The following is a 20620-nucleotide window of genomic DNA, read 5'->3' on the forward strand; positions in this document are numbered from 1 at the left end:
CGGATTGAAATCTGCAATCGCGCCCGTGTTGAACGGGCGTGGTGGATCGACGCCCACCCCCGACGCTGCGCCGATTGCGCAGGTGGGTGGACGGATCGGAAATCGAGAGTGGCGCGGGCATCCTCCGTGATGCGTGCAGCGGCGTGCGCAGATGGTGCCATGACGGAATGAAAAAAGGTGGCCCCTGCGGGCCACCCCATGCGTTCCGCGTGCTGGCCCGAACGGCCTTACTCCACCGTCACGCTCTTGGCCAGGTTGCGCGGCTTGTCCACGTCGGTGCCGCGCGCCAGCGCGGTGTGGTACGCCAGCAGCTGCACCGGAATGGTGTGCACGATCGGGCTGAGCACGCCGGCGTGGCGCGGGGTGCGGATGACATGCACGCCTTCGGACTCGTTGAAGTTGCTGTCCTGGTCGGCGAATACGAACAGCTCGCCACCGCGGGCGCGCACTTCCTGCATGTTCGACTTCACCTTTTCCAGCAAGCTGTCGTTGGGCGCGATCACCACCACCGGCATGTCCTCGTCCACCAGCGCCAGCGGCCCGTGCTTGAGCTCACCGGCCGGATAGGCCTCGGCGTGGATGTAGGAGATTTCCTTGAGCTTGAGCGCGCCTTCCAGCGCGATCGGGTAATGCAGGCCACGGCCCAGGAACAGCGCACTGCTCTTGCGTGCGAAGCGCTCGGCCCACGCCGCGATCTGCGGCTCCATGTTCAGCGCGTGCTGCACGCTGCCCGGCAGGAAGCGCAGCTGCTCCAGGTAGTCCGCTTCCTGTGCGGCATCGACGCGGCCGTGCAGCTTGCCCAGCACCACGGTCAGCTGGAACAGCGCGGCCAGCTGGGTGGTGAAGGCCTTGGTCGACGCCACGCCGATCTCGGCGCCGGCGCGGGTGTAGCAGACCAGTTCGCTGGCACGCGGAATCGCGCTCTCCGGCACGTTGCAGATCGACAGCGTGTGCTTGTGGCCCAGCGACTTGGCGTACTTCAGCGCTTCCATCGTATCCAGCGTTTCGCCGGACTGGGAGATGGTCACGATCAGATGCCTGGGGTTGGCATACGCGGCGCGGTAGCGGTACTCGCTGGCGATTTCCACGCTGCACGGCAGGCCGGCGATGGATTCGATCCAGTAGCGCGCGGTCAGGCCCGAGTAATAGCTTGTGCCACAGGCCAGGATCTGCACGCCTTCGATGCCGGCCAGCACGGCCTCGGCATTCTTGCCGAACAGCTCGGCCGGGAAGCCACCGGCGTCGATCGCCGCTTCGAGGGTGTCACCGAGCGCACGCGGCTGCTCGTGGATTTCCTTCTGCATGAAGTGGCGGTACGGGCCCAGCTCCAGCGAGGCCAGCGACACGTCGGACAGGTGCACGTCGCGCTCGACCGGCTGGTCGTGCTCGTCGAACACCTGCACCCCATCGCGGCGGATGTCGGCGGTGTCGCCCTCTTCCAGGAAGATCACCTTGCGGGTGGCCGAGATCACGGCCGAGACGTCGGAGGCGACGAAGTTCTCGCCTTCGCCCAGGCCGACCAGCAGCGGGCAGCCCATGCGTGCGCAGACGAAATGGTCCGGCTCGGCACGGCTGACCACGGCCAGCGCATAGGCGCCGGTCAGTTCCTTCACCGTGCGCTGCAGCGCACCCAGCAGGCTGTCGCCGCCCTTCAGGTGGTGGTGCATGAGGTGGGCGATCACCTCGGTGTCGGTCTGCGACTCGAAGGTGTAGCCCAGCGCGCGCAGCTTCTCGCGCTGCTCTTCGTGGTTCTCGATGATGCCGTTGTGCACCAGCGCCACGCCGGCACTGATGTGCGGGTGCGCATTGGCCTCGGTCACCCCGCCATGGGTGGCCCAGCGGGTATGGCCGATGCCCAGCTGGGAATTGAAGCCTTCCGCCTCGGCAGCGGAGGCCATTTCCGAGACACGACCGGTACGGCGCACGCGGCGCACGTCAGCACGCTCGGCATGGTCGATCACCGCGATGCCGGACGAATCGTAGCCGCGATACTCCAGCCGCTTCAGTCCTTCAATCAGCACCGGCACCACATCGCGATCAGCGATCGCTCCTACGATTCCACACATGTCGCGCATTTCCTTGAAGACGGTCGCCGCATTCTAGCGTGGGTGTCCGCTTCGTCCCTCCTGTCCGCTTAATGAAAGTGTCCGCAACGGTGTCCGCGGACACCCGGACACCCGCAAGCCAAACGCAAGTGACTGAAAATAAATAAGATAAAGTTGGCACGGAGCATGCTTTAACCCTGTCACCACCGACAGGCACGCACCCGATGATCCGCGACACCTCTGCCCAGGACCAGATCGTTTCCGCCTCCTCTGCCAGCGCCCCCCGTGCGGCCTGGCAGCGCTACCGCTGGCCTGCCCTGGGTGCGGTCGCCCTGCTGGCCGCCATCGGCTGGGCGGTGCATGCCTGGTCCAACGCCAGCCGCTCCTTCGACAGCAGCCGGGTGCGCATCGCCGAAGTGCAGCGCGGCGACCTGGTGCGCGACATCGCCGCCGACGGCCGCGTCATCGCCGCCAACAGCCCGACCCTCTACGCGATCTCTGCAGGCACGGTGGACCTGAAGGTGGTGGCCGGCGACGTGGTCAAGAAGGGCCAGGAGCTGGCGATCATCGACAGCCCGGAACTGCGCAGCAAGCTGGCCCAGGAACAGGCCACCCTGGCCGGCCTGGAAGCCGAGGCCAGCCGCGCCGCGCTGGACGCCACCCTCGCCCGCGCCAAGTCGCGCAAGGAAACCGACCAGGCCAGCATCGAACGGCAGGCCGCCGACCGTGACCTGCAGCGCTACCAGCGCGGCTACGACGGCGGCGCGGTGCCGCAGATCGACCTGGCCAAGGCCCAGGACTCACTGAAGAAGGCCGACATCACCCTGGCCAATGCGACCACCGATGCGCGACTGCAGAGCCAGGGCGCCGACCTGGACGCGCGCAACAAGCGCCTGCTGGCCGACCGCCAGAAGGCGGTGGTGGCCGAAGTGCAGCGCCAGGTCGATGCACTGACCCTGCGCGCCCCGTTCGACGGCCAGGTCGGCCAGGTGCAGGCCACCCAGGCCACCAACCTGGCGGCCAACGCGCCGGTGCTGGGCGTGGTCGACCTGTCCAAGTTCGAGGTGGAGATCAAGGTGCCGGAGAGCTTCGCCCGTGACCTGGCGATCGGCATGCCGGCGCAGCTGACCGGCGGCAACGGCAAGCCGTTCCCGGGTGAGATCAGCGCTGTCTCGCCGGAAGTGGTCAACGGCGAGGTCAACGCCCGCGTGCGCTTCGCCGCCGCGCAGCCGGAAGGCCTGCGCCAGAGCCAGCGCATGTCGGTGCGCGTGCTGCTGGATACGCGCCGCAATGTGATGAAGGTCGAGCGTGGCCCGTTCGTCGAACAGGGCAACGGCGTGGCCTACGTGATGGACGGCCGCACCGCGGTGCGCCGACCGGTGGAACTGGGCGTCAGCAGCCTGGGCGAAGTGGAAATCAAGTCGGGTGTGCAACCGGGCGACCGCATCGTGGTCTCCGGCAGCGACCTGTTCAAGGACGCCGAACGCGTCTCCGTCAACTGACACATCCTGGAGAGAGGACACCCCATGTACATGCTCGAAATGCGTTCGGTCGCCAAGGTTTTCCGTACCGAGCAGGTGGAGACCCACGCACTGCGCTCGCTGGAACTGCAGGTCAAGGAAGGCGAGTTCGTCGCCGTCACCGGTCCGTCCGGCTCCGGCAAGACCACCTTCCTCAACATCGCCGGCCTGCTGGAAACCTTCACCAGCGGCACCTACATGCTCGACGGCCAGGACGTCAGCATGCTGGGCGACGATGCCCGCAGCCGCATGCGCAACCAGAAGATCGGCTTCATCTTCCAGGGCTTCAACCTGATCCCCGACCTGAACCTGTTCGACAACGTCGACGTGCCGCTGCGCTACCGCAGGATGGGCGCCGGCGAACGCCGCGAGCGCATCGAGAAGGCGCTGAGCCAGGTCGGCCTGGGTTCGCGCATGAAGCACTACCCCAATGAACTCTCCGGCGGCCAGCAGCAGCGCGCCGCCATCGCCCGCGCCCTGGCCGGCAGCCCGCGCCTGCTGCTGGCCGACGAACCGACCGGCAACCTGGACACGCAGATGGCGCGTGGCGTGATGGAACTGCTGGAAGAGATCAACGCCGCCGGCACCACCATCGTCATGGTCACCCATGACCCGGAACTGGCCGCACGCGCGCAGCGCAACGTGCACATCGTCGATGGCCAGGTGACCGACCTGGTGCGTGAGCCGGTGCTGGCCACCCCGCGCCGCATCGTCGCCGTCAACGAGTGAGGGCCCGAACATGTTCGCCTACTACGCCCGACTGGCGGCGCGCAGCTTCCGCCGCAACAAGGTCCTGACCGCGCTGATGGTGGTTGCCATTGCGCTGGGCATCGGCGCCTCGATGACCACCCTGACCGTCTTCCACGTGCTCTCCGGCGATCCGATCCCGGACAAGAGCGATCGCCTGTTCTATGTGCAGCTGGACCCCGGCCCCCGCGGTGGCTACGTGCCCGGCGAGGAACCCAATTCGCAGATGACCCGCTTCGATGGCGAAGCCCTGCTGCGCGAAGCCAAGGCCGAGCGCCAGGCGCTGATGAGCGGCGGCGGCGGCACCATCGAGCCGGACGGCAGCACCCTGCAGCCGTTCTCGATCGATACGCGCTGGACCTCGGCTGATTTCTTCCCGATGTTTGACGTGCCGATGCAGTACGGCCGTGCCTGGACCCGCCAGGACGACGACGGCCGCGCCCGCGTGGTGGTCATCTCCAAGGCCCTGAACGACAAGCTGTACCAGGGCGGCAACAGCGTCGGCAAGGACATCCGCATGGATGGCCAGAGCTTCCGCATCGTCGGCGTGATGAAGGAATGGAATCCCGAACCGCAGTTCTTCGACCTCACCACCGGCAGCTTCGGCAAGGACGAGGATCTGCTGCTGCCGATGTCGACCTCGATGGACCTGAAGCTGGGCAGCAACGGCAACATGAACTGCTTCGGCGAAAACCCCGACGGCGACAGCTATTCGGTGAATGCCCCCTGCACCTGGCTGCAGTACTGGGCCGAGATGGAGCCGGGCAAGGCCGACGACTACCGCCGCTACCTGGAAAATTATTCCAGCCAGCAGCGCGAGGCCGGCCGCTTCGAGCGCCCGCCGAACGTGCGCCTGCGCAACGTGATGGAGTGGCTGGACTTCAACGGTGCGGTGCCCAGCGATGTGCGCCTACAGCTGTGGCTGGCTCTGGGCTTCCTCGGTGTGTGCCTGGTCAACACCGTGGGCCTGCTGCTGGCCAAGTTCCTGCGCCGCAGCGGTGAGATCGGCGTGCGTCGCGCGCTCGGTGCCAGCCGTGGCCAGATCTTCCTGCAGTGCCTGGTGGAAGCCGGCGCGGTAGGCGTGGTCGGCGGCGTGCTCGGTATCGGCGTGGCCCTGCTCGGTCTGTTCGCCGTGCGCCAGCAGCCCGTGGACTACGCCAAGCTGGCCCACCTGGACGGCAGCATGCTGCTGCTGGCCATCGGCCTGACCCTGTTTGCCAGCCTTGCTGCCGGTTTCCTGCCCGCCTGGCGCGCGATGCAGGTCACCCCGGCCATCCAGCTCAAGTCGCAGTAAGTACCGGAACGAGGACTCCCATGGACATCCGCCCCATCCTCAGCACCCTGCGCCGGCACAAGACCGCTGCCGCACTGATCGTGCTGGAAGTCGCCCTGACCTGCGCCATCGTCTGCAACGCGCTGTTCCTGGTCAGCCAACGCGTGGAAAAGATCAGCATGCCCAGCGGCATCGCCGAGAACGAACTGGTGATGGTCCGCGTCAGCGGCATCGGCAAGCAGACCAACGGCATGGCCCGCACCCGCGAGGATCTGGCGTCGCTGCGCGCGATCCCCGGCGTCACCGGCGCCACCATCATCAACCAGGTGCCGTTCCGCAGCGGCTCGTCCAGCAGCAGCATCCAGCGCCAGCAGGACCAGGAGCGGCCGACCACCGAGGCATCGATGTACACGATGTCAGAGGACGGCATCCGCACGATGGGCATCAACGTGATCGCCGGGCGTGACTTCCTGCCCGACGAGTACATGGATTACGCCGTCGTCTCCAAGGCCGGCTCCAAGGACAAGGCAGTCCCGGTGATCTTCAGCCAGGCCACCGCCGCGAAGATGGAACCCGACGGCAGCGCGCTGGGCAAGACCTACTACATGGGCAAGCAGCCGTTGCATGTCGTCGGCATCGTCGACACCCTGACCACGCCCACCGGCTGGGACGACAACTGGAACGAGTCGATGCTGATGCCGCTGCGCCGCGGCTTCGACGAAGGCGGGACCTACATGCTGCGCACCGCTCCCGAGCGCCGCGATGAAGTGCTCAAGGCCGCCGTCGCTGCGCTGGAGCGCAACGATGCCAATCGCCTGATGCGCGACAAGAAGACCTACGAGGACCAGCGCAACGACTACTTCAAGAACGACCGCGCCATGGTCGGCCTGCTGGTGACGGTGTCCATCGCCCTGCTGGTGGTGACCGCACTGGGCATCATCGGCCTGGCCAGCTTCTGGGTGCAGCAGCGCAGCAAGCAGATCGGCATCCGCCGTGCGCTGGGTGCGACCCGCGGGCAGATCCTCCGCTACTTCCAGACCGAGAACTTCCTGCTGGCCACGCTGGGCATCGTGCTGGGCATGCTCGCCGCGTACGCAATCAACCTGGCGCTGATGAACATGTACGAGCTGCCGCGCATGCCGCTGCTGTACCTACCGCTGGGTGCGGTGCTGCTGTGGGTGCTGGGCCAGGTCGCGGTATTCGGCCCGGCCCGCCGCGCCGCCGCCGTGCCGCCGGCCGTTGCCACCCGGGGGGCGTGAGATGCGCGCCCTGGCCTTGGCAATTGCGCTGGCCCTGCCGCTGCCGGTACTGGCCGGCAGCAGCACGGTGCAGACGATGAACTGGCAGCAGGAGGGCGCGCGGCTGGCACTGCGCTCCAACGAGGGCCAGGTGCAGGTCGAGGCGGCCAGCCCCGAGGCGCGCTTCGGCGTGCGCCGGGGCGACCGCATCGTGCGCGTGGACGACACGCCGGTACGCCAGATCGACCAGCTTGCAGCTGCGGTGCGCCAGGCCGACGCAGCGGGCAAGGCGCAGGTCTTCCTGCTGCTGCTGCGCAACGGCAAGACCCTGAGTGTGCCGGTGGCCGTGGCCACCTGGAGGACCGTGCTGGTGCCACCGCCGGCGCCACCACCTCCCCCACCGCCGCCACCGCCGCGCTGACGTGCCCCGGTCCCTGCGGGGCCACGGGTTTGGCTATGCTTGATGGGTAGTGCTCGCCTCACGGCTCTCTCGGCGCTACCCATCCCTTTCCCAGAACGCTTCCATGCCCGCGATCCTGATCATCGACGACAACGCCAGCGTGGGCACCGCGCTGGACGTGCTGTTTTCCCTGCATGACATCGACACCCTGCAGGCGCAGAGCCCGGCCGACGGACTGGCGATGCTGGAAGCACACGCCGTCGACCTGGTCATCCAGGACATGAACTTCACCGAGGACACCACCTCGGGCGAAGAAGGCGAGGCCCTGTTCGCGCAGATCCGCGCGCGCCATCCCGACCTGCCGGTCATCCTGCTCACCGCCTGGACGCACCTGAGCAGCGCGGTGGACCTGGTCAAGGCCGGTGCCGCCGATTACCTGGCCAAGCCGTGGGATGACCGCAAGCTGCTGACCACGGTCAACAACCTGCTGGAACTGTCCGAAGCGCGTCGCGAGCTGGACCAGCGTCGCGCCCGCGAGGAGCGCCAGCGCAATGCGCTGGAAGAGAAATACGAGCTGTGCGGCGCGGTGTTCGCCGATCCCGCCAGCGAACGTGTCATCGCCCTGGCCTGCCAGGTCGCGCGTTCGGAACTGCCAGTACTGATCACTGGCCCCAATGGCGCCGGCAAGGAGAAGATCGCGCAGATCATCCAGGCCAATTCGCTGGTGGCCAAGGGCCCGTTCGTGGCGGTCAACTGCGGTGCCCTGCCCTCCGAACTGATCGAGGCCGAACTGTTCGGCGCCGAAGCCGGTGCCTACACCGGCGCCAACAAGGCGCGCGAGGGCAAGTTCGAAGCCGCCGACGGCGGCACGCTGTTCCTGGACGAGATCGGCAACCTGTCGCTGGGCGGGCAGATGAAACTGCTGCGCGTGCTGGAAACCGGCCGCTTCGAGCGCCTGGGCTCCAACCGCGAGCGCCAGGTCAAGGTCCGCGTGGTCAGCGCGACCAATGCCGACCTGCCGGCGATGATCCGCGACGGCAGCTTCCGCGAGGACCTCTATTACCGTCTCAACACGGTGGAACTGGTGCTGCCGCCGCTGGCGGAGCGACCGGGCGACATCGTGCCGCTGGCCGAGCGCTTCCTCAGCGCCGGCAAGCCGCTGTCCACCGCTGCTGCCACCGCACTGCAGCGGCATCCGTGGCCGGGCAACGTGCGCGAGCTGCGCAACGTGATCCAGCGTGCCGAGCTGCTGGCCAGCGGCAACCGCATCGAGGTGGCCGACCTCAACCTGCCGCGTGCAGCGGCCGCGCCGCGCCCGACCCCGAGCGCGGGCAACGATCCCGACCGTGCACGCATCGAGGACGTGCTGGCCCGCAACCACGGCGTCATCGCCCAGGCCGCGGCCGAGCTCGGCCTGAGCCGCCAGGCGCTGTACCGGCGCATGGACCGCCACGGCATTCCGCGCGAATGAAACGGCGCTCCTTCACCTTCCTCCTGTTCCTGCGCCTGCTGCCGGTGCTGGCGCTGGCCGCCGCGCTGCCGTGGCTGCTGGCCTATTGGATGAACCACGGCTGGTGGGTGACGGGGATCTCCTCGGTCGTGCTGCTGTCGCTGATGTGGTGGTCGCTGCGCCGCGCCACCGCGCCTGTGCGCTCGCTGATGCGCGCACTGGCCGGCACCACCAGCAGCTATCGCGATGGTGAGTTCAACTTCGGCGTGTACTGGCCGGGCAACGACGAACTGGGCGACCTGGTGGACGCACACCGCGAACTGGGCGACGTGCTGCGCGAGCAGCGCCAGGGCCTGGTGCAGCGCGAACTGCTGCTGGACACGATGGTGCAGAACACGCCGGTGGCGATGCTGCTGATCGCGGCCGGTGGCGATGGCATTTCCCGCGTGGTGTTTTCCAACCTGGCCGCACGCAAGCTGCTGCACGGGGGCTGGAAGCTGGAAGGCCAGCGCATGGAAGAGGTGCTCGAACAGCTGCCAGTGGAACTGCGCGATGCCATCGCACGCGGCGGTGACAGCCTGTTCGCGGTGCGCGCGGAGGTCGAGGAGGGCGTCGAGCCCGATGAGGACGACGAGCAGGTCTACCATCTGTCGCGGCGCGCGTTCCATCTGAACGGCCGCCCGCACGATCTGCTGCTGGTGCGCCAGCTGACCGCCGAACTGCGGCGGCAGGAAGTGCAGACCTGGAAGAAGGTTATCCGGGTGATCAGCCACGAACTGAACAACTCGCTGGCACCGATCGCCTCGCTGGCCCATTCCGGCGGCGAGCTGGTCAAGCGCGAACGCTTCGATCGCCTGCCGGAAATCTTCAGCACCATCGAAGACCGCGCACGCCACCTGGAAGGCTTCATCCGCGGCTATGCGCGCTTCGCCAAACTGCCGCAGCCGCAGCTGCAGACCGTGCACTGGGCACCGTTCCTGTCCAGCCTGCGCCAGCAGATTCCCTTCGGCATGGACCGCGAGCCGGACGAGACGCTGAGCAGCCGCATCGACATCGCCCAGTTCGGCCAGGCGCTGTTGAACCTGCTGAAGAACGCACACGAAGCCTGCGCCGAAGCGGAGCCGCCCAACGACGACGTGCAGGTGCAGCTGACGCGGCTGCCGCAGTGGCTGCGCCTGGACGTACTGGACAGGGGCAAGGGCATGAACGAGCAGGTGCTTCAGAACGCGCTGATGCCGTTCTATTCAACCAAGCGCAACGGCACCGGCCTGGGTCTGGCGCTGACCCGCGAGATCGTCGAGGCGCACGGCGGCCGGGTTTCCCTGCAGAACCGCGGTGATGGCGGCTTGTGCGTGTCGATTCTGCTGCCGGTGGGTTGACCGGTTGGCCGCATCCACGCATGGCGTGGATCTACTGCAACGCCGCCAACCGTCCACCAAGGTAGCGCCGGGCCATGCCCGGCGGCCTCTCCTCAGCCCTTCTTCACCGGCCGCTTCCAGCCGTCGATCGTTTCCTGCCGCGCACGGGCCAAGGTCAGCTTGCCGTCCGGCGCATCGCGGGTGATGACCGAGCCCGCCGCGATGGTCGCGCCTTCGCCGATCGTCACCGGCGCCACCAGCGCACTGTTGGAACCGATGAAGGCCTTGTCGCCGATGGTCGTGGTCGACTTGTTCACCCCGTCGTAGTTGCAGGTGATGGTGCCGGCGCCGATGTTGACCTTGCTGCCGATCACTGCATCGCCCAGGTAGGTCAGGTGGTTGGCCTTGCTGCCCACGCCCAGGGTGACCTTCTTGGTTTCCACGAAGTTGCCCACGTGCACGCCGTCGGCCAGCACGGTGCCCGGGCGCAGGCGCGCGAACGGGCCGATCTGCGCGGCGCCCTCGGTCACCACGCCTTCCAGGTCACAGTGCGCGCGCACTTCAGTACCCGGTCCCAGGCGCACATCCTTCAAGCGGGTGAACGGCCCCACGGTCACGCCGTCGGCCAGCTCCACCCTGCCTTCCAGGATCACATTGACATCGATCAGCACGTCGCTGCCAACCGTGACCTCGCCGCGGATATCCAGTCGCGCCGGATCGAGCGCGCGCGCGCCCTGCGCGCACAGGGCACGCACCGCGCGGCGCTGCCATGCACGCTCCAGCTGCGACAACTGCCAGGGATCATTCGCGCCCTCGGCTTCCTGCGCGTCGGACACCAGGGCCATCTCTGCCGGGGTGTACTCGTGCGCGGCAAAGGCAAACACATCGGTCAGGTAGTACTCGCCCTGTGCGTTGCTGTTGGAGAGCTGCGACAGCCAGCGGCGCAGCGCGGTCGATTCGGCGGCAATGATGCCGGTATTGATGGTGCGCACCCGCAACTGGTCGTCGTTGGCGTCCTTCTGCTCGACGATCGAACCGACCCGGCCTTCGGCATCGCGCAGCACGCGGCCATAGCCGGTCGGGTCGTCGACCTCGGCCACCAGCACCGCAAGGCGACCCGGCTGTGCCAGCAGGTGGCGCAGGGTGTCCGCGCGGATCAGCGGCACGTCGCCGTACAGCACCAGCACCTGCGCTGCATCCGGCACCTCCGGCATGGCCTGCGCCACTGCATGGCCGGTGCCCAGCTGCTGCGCCTGCTCGGCCCACAACAGATCGGCCTGGTCGGCAAAGCGCTGCCGCACGGCTTCACCGCCATGCCCGTACACCACATGGATGGCGGCGGGCTGCAGTTCGCGTGCCGCGGCGATCACATGGGCCAGCATCGGCTGGCCGGCAATAGGCTGCAGCACCTTCGGCAACACGGATTTCATGCGCTTGCCAGCGCCGGCGGCGAGGATGATGACGTGCAGGGCTTGAGTCATGGGGCAGCGGTCCGTGGTTCGTTGCCGGTGATTCTAGAGCGTCGGCCGTTAACATGGCGGCCTGCCCGCCTTGATTGCCGCCATGTGCCTGCTCCGCCAGGGAAGCGCCTACATCGTCATCGGCCTGCTGCAGCTGCTGCTGGACTGGCTGGTGTTTGTCGCCGTCACTGCGGCGGGCGTTCCGGTGGCCCCGGGCAACATCGCCGGGCGCGTGGCCGGCATGCTGCTGGGCTTCTGGTTGAACGGGCGGATCACCTTCGCCGATGCGCAGGGCCGGCAGCGTCTGGGCTGGCAGCGCTTCGCCCGCTTCCTGCCGGTGTGGCTGCTGCTGACCGCAGCCAGCACGCTGCTGGTGTCCGCCGCCCACCATGCGCTGGGCCTGCAGTACGCCTGGTTGGCCAAGCCATTGGTGGAAGCGGCGCTGGCCGCGGCGTCGTTCCTGCTGATGCGCTACGTGGTCTACCGCTGACGGCACAAACAAAAACGCCGGCACGAGGCCGGCGTTTCTGCGGGTGTGGCGCGAACCTCAGTGCTTGAGGGTCTTGCGCAGGCGCTCCAGCGCCTGCAGCTGCACCACGGCTTCAGCCAGCTTCTGCTGGGCTTCGGCCACTTCCATGGCTTCACCGCGGTTGGCCAGGATGCGCTCGGCTTCTTCCTTGGCCTTGCGGACCGAGGCTTCGTCGATGTCCTGCGCGCGGATCGCGGTGTCGGCCAGCACGGTCACCACCTGCGGCTGCACTTCCAGGATGCCGCCGGAAATGGCGAAATCCAGCTGCTCGCCGTTCGGCGTGGTCACCACGACCTTGCCCGGCTTCAGACGGGTGATCAGCGGTGCGTGCTTGGGCGCGATGCCCAGTTCGCCGAGCTCACCCGTAGCCACGACCAGAGTCGCTTCACCACGGAAGATTTCCTGCTCGGCGCTGACGATGTCGCAACGGATGGTGCTCATGATCAGGCCTTCTCAGCCATCTTCTTGGCCTTCTCGACCGCTTCTTCGATACTGCCGACCATGTAGAACGCCTGCTCCGGCAGGTGGTCGTACTCGCCATCGACGATGGCCTTGAAGCCACGGATGGTGTCCTTCAGCGACACGTACTTGCCCGGCGAGCCGGTGAACACTTCGGCCACGTGGAACGGCTGGCTGAAGAAGCGCTCGATCTTGCGGGCGCGCGACACGGCCTGCTTGTCTTCTTCGGACAGTTCGTCCATGCCCAGGATGGCGATGATGTCCTTCAGTTCCTTGTACTTCTGCAGGGTCTGCTGGACGCGCTGGGCGGTGTCGTAGTGCTCGTGGCCGATGACCAGCGGGTCCATCTGGCGGCTGGTGGAGTCCAGCGGATCGACGGCCGGATAGATACCCAGCGAGGCGATCGAACGCGACAGGGTGACGGTCGAGTCCAGGTGGGCGAAGGTGGTCGCCGGCGACGGATCGGTCAAGTCATCCGCGGGAACGTAGACGGCCTGGATCGAGGTGATCGAACCGTTCTTGGTCGAGGTGATGCGTTCCTGCAGGACGCCCATTTCCTCGGCCAGGGTCGGCTGGTAACCCACGGCGGACGGCATACGACCCAGCAGTGCCGAGACTTCGGTACCGGCCAGGGTGTAGCGGTAGATGTTGTCGACGAACAGCAGGACGTCCTTGCCCTTGCCGTTTTCGTCCTTCTCGTCGCGGAAGTACTCGGCCATGGTCAGGCCAGTCAGGGCGACGCGCAGACGGTTGCCCGGCGGCTCGTTCATCTGGCCGTACACCATCGCCACCTTGTCGAGGACGTTGGAGTCCTTCATTTCGTGGTAGAAGTCGTTGCCCTCACGGGTACGCTCACCCACGCCGGCGAACACGGACAGACCGCTGTGCGCCTTGGCGATGTTGTTGATCAGTTCCATCATGTTGACGGTCTTGCCGACGCCGGCGCCGCCGAACAGGCCGACCTTGCCGCCCTTGGCGAACGGGCACATCAGGTCGATGACCTTGATGCCGGTTTCCAGCAGTTCGGTAGCCGGGGACTGGTCTTCGTACGACGGGGCCGCACGGTGGATTTCCCAGTTGTCGCTGGCGGCCACCGGGCCGGCTTCGTCGATCGGACGGCCCAGCACGTCCATGATGCGGCCCAGGGTGCCAGCGCCGACCGGCACCGAGATGCCGCGGTCGGTGTTGACGGCCACCAGGTTGCGCTTCAGGCCGTCGGTGGAACCGAGGGCGATGGTACGCACCACGCCGTCGCCCAGCTGCTGCTGGACTTCGAGGGTGATTTCGGTGTTTTCGACCTTCAGTGCGTCATACACCTTCGGCACCGACTCACGCGGGAATTCGACGTCGACGACCGCGCCGATGATCTGAACGATCTTGCCCTGACTCATTGCTGCATCCTCTAAATGTGTGCTTTGAACGAACGCGGTCAGACTGCTGCCGCGCCGCCGACGATTTCGGAGATTTCCTGGGTGATCGCTGCCTGGCGCGCCTTGTTGTAGACGAGCTGGAGGGTGCCGATCAGCTTGTTGGCGTTGTCGCTCGCCGCCTTCATCGCAACCATGCGTGCGGCATGCTCGGAGGCGACGTTTTCCAGCAGTGCCTGGTACACCAGCGACTCGATGTAACGCGTCATCACGTGCTCCAGCACGGTCGCGGCATCGGGTTCGTACAGGTAATCCCAGTCGTGGTGAGCGACCTGCTTCTCAGCCGGCGGCAGCGGCAGCAGCTGATCGAAGCTGGCCTTCTGCACCATGGTATTCACGAAGCGGTTGTAGACCAGGTACACGCGGTCGACCTTGCCTTCGGTGAAGGCGTCGAGCATGACCTTGATCACACCGATCAGCGATTCCAGCTTCGGCACGTCGCCGATGTGGGTTACGCTGCCGACCATGTTGACCTTCACGCGGCGGAAGAAGGTCGATGCCTTCTGGCCGATGGTCACCAGGTCCACTTCAGCACCCTTGTCCTGCCATGCCTTGGCTTCGCCCAGCATCTTGCGGAACAGGTTGTTGTTGAGGCCGCCAGCCAGGCCGCGATCGGAGGAGATCACGATGAACCCGACCCGCTTGACCTGCTCGCGCTCGACCAGGAACGGATGCTGGTAATCGGTGCTGGCCTGGGCCAGGTGGCCGATCACCTGCTTCATCGCCTGCGCGTACGGACGCGAGGTCTTCATCCGATCCTGCGCCTTGCGGATCTTGGAGGCCGAGACCATTTCCAGGGCGCGCGTCACCTTGCGGGTGTTCTGCACGCTCTTGATCTTGGTTTTGATTTCGCGTCCGCTTGCCATCTCTTGTTTCCCGTGGCGCGGGGCTGTTGCCCCGCGTTGTTCAACCGTTTGAGCGGGGCGAGCCCCGCTCTACGAGCGCTGGATTACCAGCTGCCGGTGGTCTTGAACTCGGCGATGCCCTTCTTGAAGGCACCTTCGATGTCGTTGTCCCAACCGCCGGTGGCGTTGACCTTGCCGATCAGCTCGCCCTGGGTGTTGGCGAAGTGGGCGTGCAGGCCCTCTTCGAAGGCCAGCAGCTTGTTGACCGGCACGTCGTCGAGGTAACCCTCGTTGACGGCGTAGATCGACAGTGCCTGGTTGGCGATCGACATCGGCGCGTACTGCTTCTGCTTCATCAGCTCGGTGACGCGCTGGCCACGCTCCAGCTGCTTGCGGGTCGCTTCGTCCAGGTCCGAGGCGAACTGCGCGAACGCAGCCAATTCACGGTACTGGGCCAGCGAGATACGGATGCCGCCCGACAGCTTCTTGATGATCTTGGTTTGGGCCGAGCCACCGACGCGCGACACCGAGATACCGGCGTTCACGGCCGGGCGGATGCCGGCGTTGAACAGGTCGGTTTCCAGGAAGATCTGGCCGTCGGTGATCGAGATCACGTTGGTCGGAACGAAGGCGGACACGTCGCCAGCCTGGGTTTCGATGATCGGCAGCGCGGTCAGCGAACCGGTCTTGCCGGTGACCTTGCCTTCGGTGAACTTCTCGACGTACTCCTCGGACACGCGGGCAGCGCGCTCGAGCAGACGGGAGTGCAGGTAGAACACGTCACCCGGGTAGGCTTCGCGGCCCGGCGGGCGCTTCAGCAGCAGCGAGATCTGGCGGTAGGCCACGGCCTGCTTGGACAGGTCGTCGTACACGATCAGCGCGTCTTCGCCGCGGTCCATGAAGTACTCACCCATGGTGCAGCCCGAGTAGGCGCTGATGTACTGCATGGCAGCCGATTCGGAAGCGGTCGCGGCAACCACGACGGTGTGGGCCAGGGCGCCGTTCTCTTCCAGCTTGCGCACGATGTTGGCGATGGTCGAAGCCTTCTGGCCGATCGCAACGTACACGCACTTGATGCCGGTGCCCTTCTGGTTGATCACCGCATCGATGGCCATCGCGGTCTTGCCGGTCTGGCGGTCGCCGATGATCAGCTCGCGCTGGCCACGGCCGATCGGGATCATCGAGTCGACCGACTTGTAACCGGTCTGCACCGGCTGGTCGACCGACTTGCGCCAGATCACGCCCGGAGCAACGCGCTCCACCGGAGCGGTCAGGTCGGTGCCCAGCGGGCCCTTGCCGTCGATCGGCTCGCCCAGCGCGTTCACGACGCGGCCCAGCAGTTCCGGACCAACCGGCACTTCCAGGATGCGGCCGGTGGTCTTGGCGACGTCGCCTTCGCGCAGGTGCTCGTAGTCACCCAGGACCACGGCGCCGACCGAGTCGCGCTCCAGGTTCAGGGCCAGGGCGAAGGTGTTGTTCGGCAGTTCGATCATTTCGCCCTGCATCACGTCGGCCAGACCGAAGATGCGCACGATGCCGTCGGACACGCTGGTCACGGTGCCTTCGTTGCGCGATTCCGCGGCCAGCTTGACCTTCTCGATGCGGTTCTTGATCAGTTCGCTGATTTCGGAGGGGTTGAGCGTGGTTGCCATCGTCAAGTCCTAGTGCCGGCAGCGGGGCCGGACGTTAAATGAATTCAGTTAGCGAGCGCGGTCTGCAGACGGGCCAGCTTGCCCTTCAGCGAACCATCGATGACCACGTCGCCGGCGTCGATGACGGCGCCGCCGATCAGCGAGGCATCGACCGCAGTGGTCACGTCGACCTCGCGGTTGAAGCGCTTGCGCAGCGCGACCTTGATCGCGTCCAGCTCACCGGCCGACAGTTCGGCCGCCGAGGTCACCGTGGCCTTGACCACGTGCTCGGCTTCGGCGCGCAGGGCGTCGAACATGCCAGCGATTTCCGGCAGCAGCGGCAGACGATGCGATTCGGCCAGCACGGCGAGGAAACGCGAGTAGGTCTCACCGTGGGTTTCCGGTGCCAGCAGTGCGACGGCTTCGTCGCGACCCAGCTCCGGGTTGGCGAGCAGGGCCGCCACGCGCGGGTCGGCGGCGACGTGGGCGGAGAACGCCAGGGCGTCCGACCACGGCGCGAACGTGCCTTCGTCACGCGCGGTCGCGAAGGCGGCGCGGGCGTACGGGCGGGCAAGCGTGAGGGCCTGGCTCATCCTTAGATCTCCGAGGCCAGCTCGTCGAGCAGCGCCTTGTGGGCGTTGGCGTCGATTTCGCGCTTGAGCAGCTTTTCGGCACCGGTCACGGCCAGCGCGGACACCTGCTTGCGCAGATCTTCACGGGCACGATTGGCGGCGGCGTCGATCTCAGCCTGGGCCAGTTCCTTCTGACGGGTGGCTTCGGTGATCGCTTCGTTACGGGCAGCATCAACGATCTGGTTGGCGCGCGCGTGGGCCTGGTCGATGATCTCGTTGGCCTTGGTGCGTGCTTCTTTCAGCGCTTCGTTGACCTTCTCCTGCGCCTGGGCCAGATCTTTCTGGCTGCGGTCGGCAGCAGCGAGGCCTTCAGCAATCTTCTGCTGGCGCTCTTCGATCGCGTTCATCAGCGGCGGCCAGATCTTGGTCGCGATGATCCAGATCAGACCAGCGAAGGCGAGCGCCTGCGCAAGAAGGGTGAAATTGATATTCATGGTTAGCTCGATCGCTGGTTTCGGGGTGGATGCGCCGCCGAAGCAGCGCATCCGGCCTTCATCCGAAACCGGGTGCATCAGCACCCGGTCGTCTCAAACCGCTGTATCAGCCGGCCAGAGCCTTGGTGACGGCGCCAGCGAAGGCAGCCGACAGCGGGTTGGCGAAGGCCAGCAGCAGGCCGACGGCGACCGAGATGATGAACGCGGCGTCGATCAGGCCCGCGGTGATGAACATGCGGACCTGCAGGACCGGGATCAGTTCCGGCTGGCGGGCGGCCGACTCCAGGAACTTACCAGCCATGATGGCCAGACCCAGGCCAGCGCCCAGCGCGGCCAGGCCGATCATGATGCCGACGGCAAGGGCGGTGGAGCTCTGAATCTGCGCGAAGTTGGTCAGGACGGCGAAGTACATGGTTATCTCCAGGAACTAAGTTGCTAAGGGTGATGAAACGGATGAAGGTGAAACTGGTTGAAGCTTGGAACTTTAGTGAGCGTCTTCCGACAGGCTCAGGTACACGATCGACAGCATCATGAAGATGAAGGCCTGCAGCGGGATCACCAGCAGGTGGAACAGCATCCAGCCCAGACCGAATGCACCACCGGCAATGGCACCGAAGAAACCGGCACCACCCAGCACCCAGATCAGCAGGAACACGATTTCGCCGCCGAACATGTTGCCGAACAGTCGCATCGCCAGGGAGATCGGCTTGCTCAGCCACTCGACGATGTTGAGGATCAGGTTGAACGGCATCATCCACTTGCCGAACGGCGCCGTCAGGAATTCCTTGATGAAGCCCAGCAGGCCCTTCGACTTCAGCGCGAAGAACAGCATCAGGAAGAACACGCTGAAGGCCATGCCCAGGGTGGCGTTGACGTCAGCGGTCGGCACCGGCTTCCAGTAGTGCACGCCGGCCATTTCCAGCGGCTTGGCGATGAAATCGGCCGGGATCATCTTCAGCAGATTCATCAGCAGAATCCAGAAGAAGATGGTGATGGCGATCGGCGTGACCAGCTTGCTCTTGCCGTGGTAGGTGTCCTTGGCCTGGCGGTCAACGAACTCCAGGCAGATTTCCACGAAGGCCTGCCACTTGCCCGGCACGCCGGCGGTAGCCTTGCGGGTACCCATCCAGAACGCGACCACGATCACCAGGCCCATCAGGACGGCGGTGAGGAAGGTATCGACGTGGATGTGCCAGAACATCCCTTCGCCGTTGCCGACCGGTGCGGTCAGGTTCTGCAGGTGATGCTGGATGTAGCTGGTAGGGGTTAGAGCCTCGCCCGCCATGTGTCCGGAACCTTAGTTAATTGAATTCTGTCAACGCCTGGCCAGAGCCAGGACCTGGAACATCAAACCGACGGCGATACCGGCCAACAGCGCCAGTGCAGGCAGCTTGAAGACCAGGAAACCCGCCAGCAGGACGCCGAAAACGACTGCCCACTTCGCAACGACCGCAATGATCAGACGCGCCATCGCCGAACCTGCTGCAACTGCGCCCCCGCTCAGCGCCATCCGTGCCGCGACCCAGCCCCCGGCCGAGACCGCCACGCCGGACAGCAGCGCACCCAGTGCGGCCTTCTGCCCCGCCAGCAGCAGGAATGCCAGGGCCAGGACAGCCACTGCGACCAGCGGATAGACCGCGGCGCGCAGCATCAGTCGCCGACCCGCTTCAACGGAGTTCAGCACAGGATGTCCCACATGGTTCTTGTGAAGGGCGGAGGCCGTTACAACGTGTGTGCCTCATCGAGCCGCCAAATTATAGCAATGGGACAATTTGTGAGACAACCGCTGCCTGTTCATCCACGGAGCCGCAAGTTGCCGAATCGGCAGGATTTTTACGGCCCGCAGGGGGGACAATAGCGTCCGCGCCATGTTGCGACGCAGCGTATTCAACTTTGGTCGCAGGCCACGGAACTTTCCCATTCGCCGCCTGTCCTACCTTTCGACCTGCCCGCAGCAACCTCGTCGACGCTTCGCCCCGCAGGTCCCAGGATGGCCCCGTAGTCCGCTCCGGGGCCATCTTCTTTGCAGCGTCATGACGGCGCTGAACCGTCTACACGGCGTGGACCATACGTTCACGTAGGGTGGACGCTCACGTCCGGCACAGTGGCCTTCATTCCGAATTAACCACTGCAAGGACTCTGCGATGCGCTCCGTACCCACCCTGCTCGCCCTCTCGCTGCTCGCCGCCGGCGCCTCGTTCGCCACTGCCGCCCATGCTGCCGAGGGCGATCCGCGCTTCACGCTGCGCGTGGGTGCCATGAACATCGAGAACGACAACACCATCCGCGGCAACACCACCGTTGCCGGCCAGGATGTCAACGTCAGCGAAGACTTCAAGATGGGCGGCAAGGAATGGGAGCCGCGTATCGACGGCGTGTTCCGCTTCAGCGACCGTCAGCGCCTGATCTTCGACTACTTCAAGTGGGACAAGGACCGCCGCGAAACCCTGGATGATGGCATCGCCTTCGGCCAGATCAACGTGCCGGAAGGCAGCTTCGTCAAGGCCGAGTTGAAGTACCAGGTCGCCAGCCTGGTGTACGACTACTCGGTGGTGGATACCGAAAAGTTCGACATGGGCCTGCAGCTTGGCGCCGAGTGGGCGAAAGTCAGCGCCAAGGGCTTTGCCGACCTCGGCAATGTGTACAGCGGCCGCTTCTTGGACGAGAGCGAGAGCGGCGTGGCCCCGGTGGTCGGCGCCCGCCTCAGCTTCACCCCGGCAGACCGCTGGCTGATCAACATCCAGGGCCAGTACCTGAACACCAAGTGGGGCAGCTTCGACGACTACGACGGCGACCTGAGCCGCGCCAACGCCATCGTCGAATACCGCTTCACCGAGACCTTCGGCGTATTCGCCGGCTATGACTGGTTCAAGCTGGACGTGGACCAGAAGGGCAGCGACGGCGTGATCGGCCTGAAGCAGGAATTCAAGGGCCCGGTGGCCGGCATCAGCATGACCTTCTGATCGAGCGTCACACGATCTCTCCAACGCGGCGCCCGGGCAACCGGCGCCGCGTTTTTCTTTGCCTGGGCAGTAAAGTCGACCGTTGGTCGACCATCGCGCGCAGCGCGGGCAACAAAAAACCCGGCTTTCGCCTAATGCTGTTCACTTAAGCGGTGCAGCCTTGCGATCTACCGGATAGCGGGTCTTGGAAATCTTCACCGTCCTCGGCG

General features: G+C 65.9%; 20 protein-coding genes. 9 read left to right on the forward strand and 11 right to left on the reverse strand.

The features are described 5' to 3' along the window. Positions 1-227: 227 nt before the first annotated feature. A complete protein-coding gene (gene glmS / locus NQ204_RS15610; RefSeq protein ID WP_116863509.1) occupies positions 228-2066 on the reverse strand; it encodes a glutamine--fructose-6-phosphate transaminase (isomerizing) in 1839 nt (612 codons plus the stop codon). 203 nt (positions 2067-2269) lie between these two features. Here glmS and NQ204_RS15615 point away from each other — a divergent pair, with 203 nt between their 5' ends. The 7 genes from NQ204_RS15615 (at position 2270) to NQ204_RS15645 (ending at position 10052) form a co-directional block, all read left to right on the forward strand. Beyond that, the gene (locus NQ204_RS15615; protein ID WP_256644349.1) at positions 2270-3547 is read left to right on the forward strand and encodes an efflux RND transporter periplasmic adaptor subunit; all 1278 of its coding nucleotides are present in this window, start codon (positions 2270-2272) and stop codon (positions 3545-3547) included. 24 nt (positions 3548-3571) lie between these two features. Continuing rightward, on the forward strand, positions 3572-4294 hold the full coding sequence (locus tag NQ204_RS15620; protein WP_116863495.1) for an ABC transporter ATP-binding protein: 723 nt from the start codon (positions 3572-3574) through the stop codon (positions 4292-4294). A 10-nt stretch (positions 4295-4304) separates the two neighbouring features. Continuing rightward, positions 4305-5606: an ABC transporter permease gene (locus NQ204_RS15625; RefSeq protein WP_256644350.1), complete on the forward strand. Its 1302-nt coding sequence runs from the start codon at positions 4305-4307 to the stop codon at positions 5604-5606. A gap of 20 nt (positions 5607-5626) precedes the next feature. Beyond that, positions 5627-6844, forward strand: coding sequence for an ABC transporter permease (locus NQ204_RS15630; protein WP_108770083.1), 1218 nt, complete (start codon positions 5627-5629; stop codon positions 6842-6844). A gap of 1 nt (position 6845) precedes the next feature. Then, complete coding sequence (locus NQ204_RS15635) at positions 6846-7244, forward strand: PDZ domain-containing protein (RefSeq protein ID WP_116863498.1); 399 nt, start codon at positions 6846-6848, stop codon at positions 7242-7244. A gap of 103 nt (positions 7245-7347) precedes the next feature. Next, entirely contained in the window at positions 7348-8694 is a 1347-nt protein-coding gene (locus NQ204_RS15640) for a sigma-54-dependent transcriptional regulator (RefSeq protein WP_200753006.1), read from the forward strand. Then, positions 8691-10052: a sensor histidine kinase gene (locus NQ204_RS15645; RefSeq protein WP_116863500.1), complete on the forward strand. Its 1362-nt coding sequence runs from the start codon at positions 8691-8693 to the stop codon at positions 10050-10052. The genes NQ204_RS15640 and NQ204_RS15645 overlap by 4 nt, the downstream gene beginning before the upstream one ends. A 92-nt stretch (positions 10053-10144) precedes the next feature. Here the strand turns inward: NQ204_RS15645 and glmU are convergent, their stop codons facing one another. Continuing rightward, a complete protein-coding gene (glmU, locus tag NQ204_RS15650) occupies positions 10145-11512 on the reverse strand; it encodes a bifunctional UDP-N-acetylglucosamine diphosphorylase/glucosamine-1-phosphate N-acetyltransferase GlmU (protein WP_116863501.1) in 1368 nt (455 codons plus the stop codon). 82 nt (positions 11513-11594) lie between these two features. Between glmU and NQ204_RS15655 the strand changes: the two genes are divergently transcribed. Then, a complete protein-coding gene (locus tag NQ204_RS15655; RefSeq protein ID WP_256644351.1) occupies positions 11595-11981 on the forward strand; it encodes a GtrA family protein in 387 nt (128 codons plus the stop codon). Positions 11982-12038: 57 nt separating this feature from the next. Here NQ204_RS15655 and NQ204_RS15660 read toward each other — a convergent pair whose 3' ends face one another. The 9 genes from NQ204_RS15660 to NQ204_RS15700 form a co-directional block, all read right to left on the reverse strand. Next, positions 12039-12461: a F0F1 ATP synthase subunit epsilon gene (locus NQ204_RS15660; RefSeq protein WP_005411127.1), complete on the reverse strand. Its 423-nt coding sequence runs from the start codon at positions 12459-12461 to the stop codon at positions 12039-12041. 2 nt (positions 12462-12463) lie between these two features. Next, on the reverse strand, positions 12464-13870 hold the full coding sequence (gene atpD, locus NQ204_RS15665; RefSeq protein WP_116863503.1) for a F0F1 ATP synthase subunit beta: 1407 nt from the start codon (positions 13868-13870) through the stop codon (positions 12464-12466). A gap of 38 nt (positions 13871-13908) precedes the next feature. Further along, positions 13909-14772, reverse strand: coding sequence for a F0F1 ATP synthase subunit gamma (gene atpG / locus NQ204_RS15670; RefSeq protein WP_010481324.1), 864 nt, complete (start codon positions 14770-14772; stop codon positions 13909-13911). An 83-nt stretch (positions 14773-14855) separates the two neighbouring features. Then, positions 14856-16403: a F0F1 ATP synthase subunit alpha gene (gene atpA, locus NQ204_RS15675; RefSeq protein WP_079223558.1), complete on the reverse strand. Its 1548-nt coding sequence runs from the start codon at positions 16401-16403 to the stop codon at positions 14856-14858. 44 nt (positions 16404-16447) lie between these two features. After that, positions 16448-16975: a F0F1 ATP synthase subunit delta gene (locus NQ204_RS15680; protein ID WP_079223560.1), complete on the reverse strand. Its 528-nt coding sequence runs from the start codon at positions 16973-16975 to the stop codon at positions 16448-16450. Positions 16976-16977: 2 nt separating this feature from the next. After that, positions 16978-17448 carry a F0F1 ATP synthase subunit B gene (locus NQ204_RS15685; protein WP_005419512.1) on the reverse strand — a complete coding sequence of 157 codons (471 nt, stop codon included), beginning with the start codon at positions 17446-17448 and terminating at the stop codon, positions 16978-16980. A 106-nt stretch (positions 17449-17554) separates the two neighbouring features. Next, the gene (atpE, locus tag NQ204_RS15690) at positions 17555-17860 is read right to left on the reverse strand and encodes a F0F1 ATP synthase subunit C (RefSeq protein ID WP_005411133.1); all 306 of its coding nucleotides are present in this window, start codon (positions 17858-17860) and stop codon (positions 17555-17557) included. 72 nt (positions 17861-17932) lie between these two features. Beyond that, positions 17933-18733 (reverse strand): F0F1 ATP synthase subunit A, encoded by an 801-nt coding sequence (atpB, locus tag NQ204_RS15695; protein ID WP_079223562.1) that lies wholly within the window; start codon positions 18731-18733, stop codon positions 17933-17935. 30 nt (positions 18734-18763) lie between these two features. Further along, the gene (locus NQ204_RS15700; RefSeq protein ID WP_079223564.1) at positions 18764-19099 is read right to left on the reverse strand and encodes a hypothetical protein; all 336 of its coding nucleotides are present in this window, start codon (positions 19097-19099) and stop codon (positions 18764-18766) included. Between the two features lie 493 nt (positions 19100-19592). On the opposite strand from NQ204_RS15700, the gene NQ204_RS15705 reads away from it, so the two are divergent. Next, positions 19593-20411: a hypothetical protein gene (locus NQ204_RS15705; protein ID WP_116863505.1), complete on the forward strand. Its 819-nt coding sequence runs from the start codon at positions 19593-19595 to the stop codon at positions 20409-20411. Positions 20412-20620: the final 209 nt, after the last annotated feature.

Source organism: Stenotrophomonas testudinis (genome assembly GCF_024499815.1).
GTDB lineage: Bacteria > Pseudomonadota > Gammaproteobacteria > Xanthomonadales > Xanthomonadaceae > Stenotrophomonas.

Coding starts and splice junctions, on each gene's coding strand:
- glmS (WP_116863509.1), bottom strand. CDS start 2,066: ATGTGTGGAATCGTAGGAGCGATCGCTGATCGCGATGTGGTGCCGGTG.
- NQ204_RS15615 (WP_256644349.1), top strand. CDS start 2,270: ATGATCCGCGACACCTCTGCCCAGGACCAGATCGTTTCCGCCTCCTCT.
- NQ204_RS15620 (WP_116863495.1), top strand. CDS start 3,572: ATGTACATGCTCGAAATGCGTTCGGTCGCCAAGGTTTTCCGTACCGAG.
- NQ204_RS15625 (WP_256644350.1), top strand. CDS start 4,305: ATGTTCGCCTACTACGCCCGACTGGCGGCGCGCAGCTTCCGCCGCAAC.
- NQ204_RS15630 (WP_108770083.1), top strand. CDS start 5,627: ATGGACATCCGCCCCATCCTCAGCACCCTGCGCCGGCACAAGACCGCT.
- NQ204_RS15635 (WP_116863498.1), top strand. CDS start 6,846: ATGCGCGCCCTGGCCTTGGCAATTGCGCTGGCCCTGCCGCTGCCGGTA.
- NQ204_RS15640 (WP_200753006.1), top strand. CDS start 7,348: ATGCCCGCGATCCTGATCATCGACGACAACGCCAGCGTGGGCACCGCG.
- NQ204_RS15645 (WP_116863500.1), top strand. CDS start 8,691: ATGAAACGGCGCTCCTTCACCTTCCTCCTGTTCCTGCGCCTGCTGCCG.
- glmU (WP_116863501.1), bottom strand. CDS start 11,512: ATGACTCAAGCCCTGCACGTCATCATCCTCGCCGCCGGCGCTGGCAAG.
- NQ204_RS15655 (WP_256644351.1), top strand. CDS start 11,595: ATGTGCCTGCTCCGCCAGGGAAGCGCCTACATCGTCATCGGCCTGCTG.
- NQ204_RS15660 (WP_005411127.1), bottom strand. CDS start 12,461: ATGAGCACCATCCGTTGCGACATCGTCAGCGCCGAGCAGGAAATCTTC.
- atpD (WP_116863503.1), bottom strand. CDS start 13,870: ATGAGTCAGGGCAAGATCGTTCAGATCATCGGCGCGGTCGTCGACGTC.
- atpG (WP_010481324.1), bottom strand. CDS start 14,772: ATGGCAAGCGGACGCGAAATCAAAACCAAGATCAAGAGCGTGCAGAAC.
- atpA (WP_079223558.1), bottom strand. CDS start 16,403: ATGGCAACCACGCTCAACCCCTCCGAAATCAGCGAACTGATCAAGAAC.
- NQ204_RS15680 (WP_079223560.1), bottom strand. CDS start 16,975: ATGAGCCAGGCCCTCACGCTTGCCCGCCCGTACGCCCGCGCCGCCTTC.
- NQ204_RS15685 (WP_005419512.1), bottom strand. CDS start 17,448: ATGAATATCAATTTCACCCTTCTTGCGCAGGCGCTCGCCTTCGCTGGT.
- atpE (WP_005411133.1), bottom strand. CDS start 17,860: ATGTACTTCGCCGTCCTGACCAACTTCGCGCAGATTCAGAGCTCCACC.
- atpB (WP_079223562.1), bottom strand. CDS start 18,733: ATGGCGGGCGAGGCTCTAACCCCTACCAGCTACATCCAGCATCACCTG.
- NQ204_RS15700 (WP_079223564.1), bottom strand. CDS start 19,099: ATGCTGCGCGCCGCGGTCTATCCGCTGGTCGCAGTGGCTGTCCTGGCC.
- NQ204_RS15705 (WP_116863505.1), top strand. CDS start 19,593: ATGCGCTCCGTACCCACCCTGCTCGCCCTCTCGCTGCTCGCCGCCGGC.